10 protein-coding genes and 1 pseudogene are annotated in these 10,188 nt (G+C 72.1%); 7 read left to right on the forward strand and 4 right to left on the reverse strand.

The genetic code is table 11. The features are described from left to right. Positions 1–34: 34 nt before the first annotated feature. Both ACWIF2_RS28605 and ACWIF2_RS28610 read left to right on the forward strand, forming a co-directional pair. Positions 35–427 carry a VOC family protein gene (locus ACWIF2_RS28605; protein ID WP_454363682.1) on the forward strand — a complete coding sequence of 131 codons (393 nt, stop codon included), beginning with the start codon at positions 35–37 and terminating at the stop codon, positions 425–427. A gap of 43 nt (positions 428–470) precedes the next feature. Then, a complete protein-coding gene (locus ACWIF2_RS28610) occupies positions 471–1,550 on the forward strand; it encodes an adenosine deaminase (RefSeq protein ID WP_454363683.1) in 1,080 nt (359 codons plus the stop codon). Here ACWIF2_RS28610 and ACWIF2_RS28615 read toward each other — a convergent pair. After that, entirely contained in the window at positions 1,532–2,047 is a 516-nt protein-coding gene (locus tag ACWIF2_RS28615; protein WP_454363684.1) for a mycothiol transferase, read from the reverse strand. The genes ACWIF2_RS28610 and ACWIF2_RS28615 overlap by 19 nt on opposite strands. Positions 2,048–2,087: 40 nt before the next feature. After that, a complete protein-coding gene (locus tag ACWIF2_RS28620) occupies positions 2,088–2,972 on the reverse strand; it encodes a LysR family transcriptional regulator (protein ID WP_454363685.1) in 885 nt (294 codons plus the stop codon). Between the two features lie 120 nt (positions 2,973–3,092). Between ACWIF2_RS28620 and mgrA the strand changes: the two genes are divergently transcribed. Continuing rightward, positions 3,093–4,085 (forward strand): L-glyceraldehyde 3-phosphate reductase, encoded by a 993-nt coding sequence (mgrA, locus tag ACWIF2_RS28625; RefSeq protein WP_454363686.1) that lies wholly within the window; start codon positions 3,093–3,095, stop codon positions 4,083–4,085. Between the two features lie 46 nt (positions 4,086–4,131). Here mgrA and ACWIF2_RS28630 read toward each other — a convergent pair whose 3' ends face one another. Together ACWIF2_RS28630 and ACWIF2_RS28635 are read right to left on the reverse strand one after the other, a co-directional pair. Continuing rightward, the gene (locus ACWIF2_RS28630; RefSeq protein WP_382488500.1) at positions 4,132–4,419 is read right to left on the reverse strand and encodes a DUF1905 domain-containing protein; all 288 of its coding nucleotides are present in this window, start codon (positions 4,417–4,419) and stop codon (positions 4,132–4,134) included. Positions 4,420–4,488: 69 nt separating this feature from the next. Further along, positions 4,489–4,872, reverse strand: a complete 384-nt coding sequence (locus ACWIF2_RS28635) for a nuclear transport factor 2 family protein (RefSeq protein ID WP_454363687.1) — start codon at positions 4,870–4,872, stop codon at positions 4,489–4,491. Positions 4,873–5,202: 330 nt separating this feature from the next. Between ACWIF2_RS28635 and ACWIF2_RS28640 the strand changes: the two genes are divergently transcribed. The 4 genes and pseudogenes from ACWIF2_RS28640 (at position 5,203) to ACWIF2_RS28655 (ending at position 10,176) form a co-directional block, all read left to right on the forward strand. Then, on the forward strand, positions 5,203–5,613 hold the full coding sequence (locus ACWIF2_RS28640; protein WP_382488502.1) for a hypothetical protein: 411 nt from the start codon (positions 5,203–5,205) through the stop codon (positions 5,611–5,613). 46 nt (positions 5,614–5,659) lie between these two features. Then, positions 5,660–7,990 carry an FHA domain-containing protein gene (locus ACWIF2_RS28645; protein ID WP_454363688.1) on the forward strand — a complete coding sequence of 777 codons (2,331 nt, stop codon included), beginning with the start codon at positions 5,660–5,662 and terminating at the stop codon, positions 7,988–7,990. A gap of 9 nt (positions 7,991–7,999) precedes the next feature. Continuing rightward, positions 8,000–8,560 (forward strand): annotated as a pseudogene (locus ACWIF2_RS28650) (hypothetical protein); the annotation flags it as partial. A gap of 644 nt (positions 8,561–9,204) precedes the next feature. Further along, a complete protein-coding gene (locus ACWIF2_RS28655; protein WP_454363689.1) occupies positions 9,205–10,176 on the forward strand; it encodes a serine/threonine-protein kinase in 972 nt (323 codons plus the stop codon). Positions 10,177–10,188: the final 12 nt, after the last annotated feature.

Raw genomic sequence — 10,188 nt, forward strand, 5'->3', positions numbered from 1 at the left:
CTCTCCCGTCAACCGCACGCTCCGAGAGGTCCCGATGAGACGTATCGCCCTGGTCACCCTCGTCGTCGACGACTACGACGAGGCGATCCGCTTCTACACCGAGGCCCTCGGATTCCGGCTCGCCGAAGACGCCCCGCGGCCCGACGGATCCCGCTGGGTCGTGGTCGAACCCGGCGCCCCGGGAGCCGGCAGCGGCCTGCTGCTCGCCCGGGCCAAGGGGGAGGCCCAGGCCGCCCGGGTCGGGGACCAGGCCGGAGGGCGGGTCGGGTTCTTCCTGCACACCGACGACTTCGCCCGCGACCACGCCCGGATGACCGCCGCGGGCGTCACCTTCCTGGAAGAGCCGCGGCACGAGCCGTACGGCGTCGTCGCCGTCTTCCAGGACCTGTACGGCAACCGCTGGGATCTCCTCCAGCCCGCCGGCTGACCTCCCCCTCGCTCCGAACCACCCGCTCAAGGAAAGACCCGCCATGACTGCTACGCGCGTAGACGCCGAAGTGATCCACCGTCTCCCGAAAGCTGTGCTGCACGACCACCTCGACGGCGGCCTGCGCCCCGCCACCGTCGTGGAGCTCGCGGACGCGGTCGGCCACACCCTGCCCACCACCGACCCCGACGAGCTCGCCGCCTGGTACTACGAGGCGGCCAACTCCGGCGACCTGGTGCGCTACATCGCCACCTTCGAGCACACCCTCGCCGTCATGCAGACCCGCGAGGGCCTGCTGCGCACCGCCGAGGAGTACGTCCTCGACCTCGCCGCCGACGGCGTCGTCTACGGCGAGGTGCGCTACGCCCCCGAGCTGAACACCAGGGGCGGCCTGTCGATGAGCGAGGTCGTGGAGACGGTCCAGGAGGGCCTCGCGGCGGGCATGGCCAAGGCGGCCGCCGCGGGTACGCCGGTGCGGGTGGGCACCCTGCTGTGCGGGATGCGGATGTTCGACCGGGTGCGCGAGGCCGCCGACCTGGCCGTGGCGTTCCGCGACGCCGGTGTCGTCGGCTTCGACATAGCCGGTGCCGAGGACGGCTTCCCGCCCGCCGACCACCTCGCGGCCTTCGAGCACCTGCGCCGCGAGAACGTGCCGTTCACCATCCACGCCGGGGAGGCGCACGGCCTGCCCAGCATCCACCAGGCCCTCCAGGTGTGCGGCGCCCAGCGCATCGGGCACGGCGTGCGCATCACCGACGACATCCCCGACCTCGCGGCGGGCAAGCTCGGCCGTCTCGCCGGCTGGGTGCGCGACCGGCGCATCGCCCTGGAGATGTGCCCGACCTCCAACCTCCAGACCGGCGCCGCGACCTCCATCGCCGAGCACCCGATCACCGCGCTGAAGGACCTCGGCTTCCGCGTCACCCTCAACACCGACAACCGGCTGGTCTCGGGCACGACGATGACGCGCGAGATGTCCCTGCTGGTCGAGCAGGCGGGCTGGGGCGTCGAGGATCTGCGCACGGTCACGGTGAACGCCCTGAAGAGCGCGTTCCTCCCCTTCGACGAGCGGAACGCCCTCATCCGGGACGTCGTGCTGCCCGGCTACGAAGCCGCGCTCTGAAGGAGCCCGCGCAGGTAGGCGGCCTGTCCGATGTGCTGGAGATCGTCGGACAGGACGCTGACCAGCCGGACGCCCAAGGTGACCGGCGGGTCCCAGCGCTCGTCGATGACCTGCTCCAGGTCCTTGGCGGTGAGACCGCGCAGGGAGTCCAAGCTCTGGGCGTGCACGGCGTCGTAGTAGCCGGTCAGCATCTCGCCCGAGTCGACCCGGACCTTGGCGACCTTGGCGGGGCTGTGGCCGTAGCCGGTGTCGTGGCGGGGCAGGCCAAGACCGAAGCGTTTCTCCCAGTCCTGGGAGAGCCACACCTGCTCCAGGCCGAAGGCGTCGGCGATGTGGTCGTCCTGGACCCGGGTGAGGTGCCAGACGAGCCAGGCGACGGAGTTGGCGTCGGGGGAGGGGCGGGCGGCCAGTTCGTCGGGTCCGAGACCGTCGACGGTGGCGTGGACTTCTTCCCGGATGCGGTCGTAGCCGTCGATGAGGATGTCCTTCGCATGCATGGCTCCACCATCGCGCATCGCCGCGCCCTGTGCCCCCCGCTCACACTCCGGTGGTCTCCAGCAGCCCCATCAGCGCACGGGCCGCCGGGCTGGTGGCCTGCGGGGGCGGCAGCAGGGCCACCGTCTCGTACACCGCCTCGCCCGTGCCCTTGACGGGCAGCGCGGTCAGCGAGGCGCGCTTGTGCGCGAAGTGCCGCGGCACCACGGCGACGCCGAGGTTCTCGTCGACCAGGTCGAGCAGGGTGTGCACGTCGTTCACCTCCAGGGCCACGGTCCGCCGTACGCCCGCGGCGGCGAACACCGTGTCGGTGCTGCGGCGCGGCCCCCAGTCCGGGTGGAAGTCGACGAACACCTCCCTGCCCAGCTCCTCCGGCGTGACGGCCGCACCGGCGGCGGCGAGCCGGTGGCTGGAGTGGCACAGCAGCGTCATCGGCTCGCTGGTCAGCGACACCGACCGCAGCTGGTCGCCGTCCTCCTGCGTGCGCACGGCGAACGCCAGGTCCAGCCGGCCCGCCGCGACGTCCTCCGCGAGGGCACCCGACCCGGCCTGCCGCAGACAGATCTCCACGTCCGGGTGACGGTGCCGGAACGCGGCGAGCAGCCCCGCCACATGCACCCCGGCGATGCACTGCTCGCTGCCGAGCGCGAGCATGCCGCGCAGCACGCCCTGTACCGCCGCCACCGCCTCGTGGGCCGTCCGCACCTGCGCCAGGATCCGCTCCGCCTCACCGAGCAGCGCCCGCCCGGCCGGGGTCAGCGTCACCCGGCGGGTCGTCCGCACGAACAGCGGCGTCTGCAGTTCCCGCTCCAGCGCCCGGATCGAGGCCGACAGGCCCGACTGGGAGACCAGGAGGCGTTCCGCCGCCCGGGTGAAGTGCTGGTCCTCGGCGACCGCGACGAAGTGCTGCAAGTGGCGCAGTTCCATGACTGAGAAGCGTAACCGCTGAATTCCATCGGATTCTTCTGTTGGACGCATGGGCGCAGGTCACGCCAGAGTGGACACCGGTTTCATCCGACCGCGCCAGCCAACCCCTCTGGAGTCGCGTTGTACACCGCACACCCCGACCGCTACGCGGACATGCCCTACCGGCGCACCGGACGCAGCGGCCTGAAGCTTCCCGCGCTCTCGCTCGGCCTGTGGCACAACTTCGGCCCGGACCGGCCCGTCGAGACCCAGCGCGCCATTCTGCGCCGCGCCTTCGACCTCGGCGTCACCCATTTCGACCTCGCCAACAACTACGGCCCGCCGCCCGGCTCCGCCGAGTCCGCGCTGGGCGAGTTCCTGAAGTCGGACTTCGCGGCGTACCGCGACGAGCTGGTCATCTCCACCAAGGCCGGCTACCTGATGTGGCCCGGCCCGTACGGCGAGTGGGGCTCGCGCAAGTACGTGCTGTCCTCGCTGGACCAGAGCCTGCAGCGGATGGGCCTGGACTACGTCGACATCTTCTACTCGCACCGCCCCGACCCGGACACTCCGCTGGAGGAGACGATGGGCGCCCTGCACTCGGCGGTGCAGCAGGGCAAGGCGCTGTACGTCGGCGTCTCCAACTACTCCGCCGAGCAGACCCGCGAGGCCGCCCGCATCCTGGGCGAGCTGGGCACCCCGCTCCTCATCCACCAGCCGCGCTACTCGATGCTGGACCGCCGCCCCGAGGACGAGGGCCTGCTGGACGCCCTCGACGAGCTCCAGGTCGGCTCCATCGTCTTCTCCCCGCTGGAGCAGGGCATGCTCTCCGCCCGCTACCTGGACGGCATCCCGGAGGGCTCCCGCGCCGCGAGCGACAGCCCGTTCCTGAACTCCGACGCGCTCACCGAGGAACTGGTGGGCCGGCTGCGCGACCTGAACGACATCGCCAAGTCGCGCGGCCAGACCCTGGCCCAGCTGGCCCTGGCCTGGGTGCTGCGCGGCGGCCGGGTCACCTCCGCGCTGGTCGGCGCGAGCAGCCCGCAGCAGATCGAGGACAGCGTCGGCGCCATCCGCAACCTGGACTTCGACGCGGACGAGCTGGCCAGGATCGACGCGATCGTCAAGCAGTAGCGGTCTCCTCGGCCGGGGGCGGGTGCGCCGCCCCCGGCCGACCCGTTTAGGAGCTGATCCGCTCCTCCAGGCGCACGGTCACCGTGTCGCCCTCCTCCTTGCCGATGGCCTTGCGGATGCCGGCCTTCACCGGCAGCTTGTGCGTGCCGTCGCCCAGCGCCATGAACGAGCTGCGGAACGGGTGCCCGTCGATCGTCCCGCGGACCTTGACCAGGCCACGGGTGCCGAAGAACTCGACGGACCGGGGCCAGACCAGGTAGGTCCAGCCGCCCTCGGCGGGGCTCTTGCGCAGGACCGCGGTGAACTCCGCGTCCAGATCTGCGGTCGTGGCCATGGCGTCCTCCGGTGCTCGGCGGCTCCTCACACATCAGACCGCCGGACACCGGAGAACTCATCGCCGGCCTCACACCCCGGCGGGGACCCGGTCCAGAAAACCGAGCACCGCCCTGATCCGGTCCTGCCCGTCCAGCGTGATCACATCCGAGCCGGCCACGGGCGCCGAGCCGTCGCTCTCGCTCACCAGCTCCCACGAGAAGCGGGCGGTGTCGTGGTGCCCGTCGACGGCCCCGGCGAGCCGGAACACCAGCCCCGGGAACTGCTCGCGGACCGCCGCGATCAACCCGGCGATCCGCTCGTGGCCCCGGACGTCGGCGAGCGGGTCGGTGTAGCCACCGTCCTGGGTCCAGGCGGCGGCGACCGCTTTCTCCCGCGCCGACGGGTTCTCGGCGTTCCAGGCCTCGAAGTAGCGGGCGACGGCGTTCTCGTAGCGCCGGTCGGGTGCGGACATGGGAGATCAGCCTCCGGAAAGGTCGTACCTGCTGGTCAGGGCCCGGGTCAGCACTCGCGGCGGATCCGGTACGCACCACCCTGCCCGCGTCCGGCGGGACCGTCGATTACCTCCGGAGTCATGCGCTCTGGGGCACCCTGCCGGGTTTCGGCCAACTCGGGGTGTGAATATGCCAGGAGAGTGGCCGGAAAGTCGTGGTGACAGTGATTCAGCAGTGAACATACTGACCTGCGAGAACGCTTTCACATCCAGCGACGGTGTCCTCACGCACAGCACGCGAGCCGCGGTGGATCGAGTCCGGCAGGCGGGCAGGGCAACGGGGGAGGTCACGTGCACGACGAGTTCCTGTGTCACGTCACTGCGTACGGGGTCTGCGACGGCCGCCGCATCGGGGTCCCCCTGGGGACCTACCGGGCGCCCACCCTCGCCCTTGCCCTGTGGTGGCTGCGCGACCGTGCCTCCTGGATCGCCCAGCGCCTCGACCCTCAGCCCGACGCCGAGCACTTACCGCCGGGCGCGCTCGTGCCGGTCGCCGACACCGTGCCCGACGTGCCCACACAGCTGCGCGCCTGGTGTGCCGACCCCGGCTACCAGGAGCGGGTCGCCGAGGAGTTGGCGGCCGGACGGCTGGTGCGCATCGCCACCAGCGACGACACCACCGAGTACGAACTGCTCGCCGAGTCCGTGGACGCCCTCCGGATGCAGCGGACGGCTCCCGGCCTGGGAATCCCCGTGGCCTGACCCGCTCGCAGAGGCACACACCAGGCAAATCGGTAGAATCTTGGTCATGGCGCAGTCGTCGGTAGCACCAGAACTCGTCCTGGAGACCGAGACGGGCTCCACGGTGATGATTCCGGGTCACGACTATCACGTCGGACGCGATCCGTTGAGCGACATCGTCATCGACGACGACCGGGTCTCCTGGCACCACGCCGTGCTGCGGCCCACCGACGGCCACTGGACCATCGAGGACGAGAACAGCACCAACGGCACCTACGCCGAGGGCCGCCGCATCCACGAGTGGGTCGTCGGCCCCGGCACCGTCATCCGCTTCGGCAACCCCGCCGACGGGCCGCGCGTGGCCCTGCTGGGCCGCCCCGAACCCGCCCCCGAACGCCCCTCCGCCGTCTCCATGCCGGCGGCGACCGGCACCTACCGGCAGCCCACCACCGTACGGCCGCTGCCCGCCCGCACCGTCCGCATCGGCCGCGCGACCGACAACGACCTGGTCATCGACGACCTGGTGGTCTCCCGCCGGCACGCCGAGCTGCGCGCACTGCCCGACGGCACGTACGAGATCACCGACCTGGGCAGCCACAACGGCACGTACCTCAACGGCAGCCGCGTCACCAGCGCCCCCGTCAGCCAGGGCGACATCGTCGGCATCGGCCACTCGGACTTCTGCCTCGTCGGCGACGAACTCCAGGAGTACGTCGACACCGGCGAGATCTCCCTCGACGTGCAGGACCTCGCGGTCACCGTCGACCGCGGCCGCAAGACACTGCTCGACCACGTGTCGTTCCCGGTGGGGGAGAAGTGCCTGCTCGCCGTCGTCGGCCCGAGCGGCGCCGGAAAGTCCACACTCCTCAACGCCCTCACCGGCCAGCGGCCCGCCGACCACGGCACCGTCCTCTACGACGGCCGCGACCTCTACCGCGACTACGCCGAGCTGCGCCAGCGCATCGGCCTCGTCCCGCAGGACGACATCCTGCACGCCCAGCTGACCGTCCGCAAAGCCCTCTCCTACGCCGCCGAGCTGCGCTTCCCGCAGGACACCGCCAAGGCCGAACGACGCGCCCGGGTCGACGAGGTGATCCGCGAACTGGGCCTGGAACAGCGCGTCGACCAGCCCGTGCACAGCCTGTCGGGCGGCCAGCGCAAGCGCGTCAGCGTGGCCCTGGAACTGCTGACCAAGCCGTCGCTGCTGTTCCTCGACGAGCCGACATCCGGCCTCGACCCCGGCATGGACCGCTCGGTGATGCACATGCTGCGCGGCCTCGCCGACGACGGCCGGACCGTCATCGTCGTCACCCACAGCGTGCTCAGCCTGGACGTGTGCGACCGGCTCCTGGTGCTCGCGCCGGGCGGGAAGATCGCCTACTACGGGCCGCCCGAGGACGCCCTGGCCTACTTCGGCTTCGAGCAGTGGCCCGAGGCCTTCGAGGCCTTCGAGCGGGACAAGGACCGGGACTGGGCGGGGGACTACCGAGCCTCGCCGTTCCGGGACCACTACGTCGCCGACGCCACCGCCCAGCCCCGGCTGCCCCGGTCCGGGCCCGTCGTCATCACCGCGCCGCCCCGGCCGCGCAGCCGGGCCGCCCAGCTGGGCACCCTGGTGCGCCGGTACGCCTCCGCGCTCAGCGCCGACCGCACGTTCCTCATCATCATGATCGCCCTGCCGTTCGTGATGGGCGTGATGGCGCGCGCCCTGTCGGGCGGCAAGCTGAGCTTCGACACCGCGATGAACACACTGCTCATCCTGTGCGTCGGCGCGGTGCTCACCGGCGCGGCCAACGCCGTACGCGAACTCGTCAAGGAACGCGTGATCTACCAGCGGGAACGCACGGTGGGCCTGTCCAGATCGGCGTACCTGATGTCGAAGGTCGTCGTCCTCGGCGTCATCACCGTGCTCCAGGCGGTGGTGCTCACCCTGGTCGCCCTGCTCGGCGTGGACCTCGGCGCGCCCGGCGGCGAAGGCGTGCTGATGCCGCCCCTGGTGGAAATCGCGGTCGCCGTCGCCCTGTTGGCGTTCACGGCCATGATGCTCGGGCTGCTCATCTCGGCGCTGGTGCGCAAGGAAGAGGTGACGATGCCGCTGCTCGTGCTCGTCGCCATCGTCCAGGTCGTCTTCTGCGGGGCCCTGCTGAAGCTGGACGGCGTGCCCGGGCTCGAGCAGCTCGGCTGGCTGGTGCCCGCGCGCTGGGCGCTGGCCGCGATGGCCGGCACCGTCGGGCTGGCCCGGATCGTGCCCGACGATCTGACCAAGGATCCGCTCTTCGAGCACTCGGCGGGCATGTGGCTGCTCGACATCGGGATGCTGGTCGTGCTGTCGGCGCTCTTCGGCTTCCTCGTGTCCCGGCTGCTGCGCCGGCACGAACCGGCCGTGATGCGGAAGTAGGGAGTTCTTATGACGACTCCCGGCTTCCGGCCCACGCACGTCGTCCCGCAGCACGGGATGCCCGCCTGGGAGGCCCCCGACCCGGCACGGCCCACGGTGGACCTCGACCCCCTGCTGCCGGTGCAGCTCGTCGAACAGCAGGGCGACTGGGGGCATGTGCTGTGCTTCAACGGCTGGTCGGCCTGGGTCGACGGCCGCCGCCTGGTCGCCGTGCCGCAGGATCCGCCCGCCGCGGACGGGCCGCTCACCCGGACCGCCGATCCGCGTCCGCTGCTGACCCGCGCGCAGGAGGCCCTGGCGCGCTACCGGTCCGCGGTGGAGGACCTCGCGGGCGGCCTCGACCGGGAGTCCTTCCACTCCCGCACCCACGGGCTGCGGATCGGCGTCGTCGTCGACGGCGAGTCGGTGTGGCTCTACGACGCCGCGCACGGGCACTGGGTGTACGCGGACGGCACCCGGGCGACCACGTACGCGACGGACGAGACACCGAGTTCCCGGCCGGAGTCCCGCCCGTCCGAGACCCCGGTACCGGCGCGTACGCCCACTCGGGTGGTGCCCCCGGAGGCGGCCGAGGAGCATCCTCGGGCCGAGGAGCCGCCCAGGGTCGAGGAACCCCCCAGGGTCTCGGAGGTGCCCAGGGCCGAAGAGCCGCCCAGAGCTGAGGAGAGGCCTCGGGCCGAGGATGCCGCGCAGGCGGCCGCGGCGCCGCCCGCGGCGGTCGTTCCGCCTGAGCCGACGCGGGTGGTGTCCTCTGAGGCTCCCGAACCGGTGAGTGCCGTGCCGCTTGAGGCTCCCGAGCCGACGCGGGTCGTGTCTCCTGAGGCTCCGGAGCCGACGCGGGTGGTGTCTCCTGAGGCTCCAGAACCGGCGAGTGCCGTGCCGCCTGAGGCTCCGGAGCCGACGCGGGTGGTGCCGCCTGAGGCTCCCGAGCCGACGCGGGTCGTGTCTCCTGAGGCTCCCGAGCCGACGCGGGTCGTGTCTTCCGATGCCCCCGAGCCCACTCGCCTCGTGTCCCCCCAGGAGGCCGGGGAGGCCGGGGAGGCCGGGGAGGTCGAGGAGACCGCCCGTCCCGCGGAGGCCCCGCCCACACGTGTCGTGTCTCCCGAAGAGGCGGAAGAGGAGGCCGAGGAGCCGGACGGTCCCGCCGAGGCGCCGCCCACGCGCATCGTGGGGTCCGAGCCCACCCGGGTCGTGTCGCCCGAGGGTGACACCCGTTGACCCGCGAGACGAGCCTGTTCTCCGGGCGGCCCTCCGAGCTGCTCGGACAGCAGATCGCCGGGTACCGGATCGAGAAGGAGATCGGGCGCGGCGGCATGGCCGTCGTGTACCGGGCCCGCGACCTGCGTCTGGAACGCACCGTCGCCCTGAAGCTGCTCGCCCCGGAACTCGCCCGCAACGACACCTTCCGGCGCCGCTTCACCCACGAGTCCCGGGCCGCCGCCGCGATCGACCACCCGCACATCGTGCCGGTCTTCGAGGCCGGAGAGACGGACGGCGTGCTGTACATCGCCATGCGGTACGTCGTCGGCAGCGATCTGCGCCATCTCCTCGACCGGGAGGGCCCGCTGTCGCCCGCCACCACCCTGCGTCTCGCCGCCCAGGTCGCCTCCGCGCTCGACGCGGCCCACGACCACGGCCTGGTGCACCGGGACGTGAAGCCCGGCAACATCCTGGTGGCCCGCGGCACCGACAGCGACCACCCCGAGCACGCCTACCTGACCGATTTCGGCCTGACGAAGAAGTCGCTGTCCCTGACCGGCTTCACCACGGTCGGCCAGTTCGTCGGCACGCTCGACTACGTCGCCCCCGAGCAGATCTCGGGCCGCCCGGTCGACGCCCGCTGCGACGTGTACGGCTTCGCCTGCGTGGTCTTCGAGATCCTGGCCGGCCATCCGCCCTTCCGCCGGGACGACGACATGGCCCTGCTCTGGGCTCACCAGTACGACGAGGCGCCGCCGCTGACCGAGTCCCGGCCCGACCTCGACCCGCAGGTCGACCCCGTCCTCGCCAAGGCCCTCGCCAAGAGCCCCGACGACCGGTATCCGTCCTGCCTGGCCTTCGTCGCCGCCCTGCGTGCCGCGACGGCCGGCGGTGGGCCCGACGTCGGGCCCACCCCCGCCCGGAGGGGGCGGGAGCCGGGGGGGGTGCGGCCGAATCCGCCGCCGCGCGGGGCCGAACCGGGATGACCGCCGCGGGCG

The sequence above is a fragment of the Streptomyces sp. NPDC055506 genome (assembly GCF_053643595.1).